The sequence below is a fragment of the Bradyrhizobium sp. Kon10 genome (assembly GCF_055807395.1).
In genome coordinates, this window is sequence record NZ_JBVVOZ010000295.1 from 1 (window position 1) to 255 (window position 255).

1 pseudogene is annotated in these 255 nt (G+C 67.5%); it reads right to left on the minus strand.

The window, feature by feature from the left end:
- Positions 1–255: pseudogene (locus AC0L2O_RS37095) on the minus strand (EamA/RhaT family transporter); the annotation flags it as partial.

Sequence of the window (255 nt, forward strand, 5' to 3'; positions counted from 1 at the left end):
CTCGCCGAGAAAGATCGTCCCGGCGAACAATCCGACCGCAGCCGCGACATAGCCGATCTGGCTGAGATAGACCGGGCCGCCGACCGCCTGCAGCCGGAAGAAGAAGGCGAACATCGCCGCGGCTGACGCGACCTGCCCGACGACCACCAGCGGCACGCCACCGAGCAGGGCGAGCGAACCGCCGCCCTGCAGCGTGAAGATGCCGCAAAGAAGCAGTGCAGCCGATGCCAGATGGCTGCCGACGGCAAGCTCGAT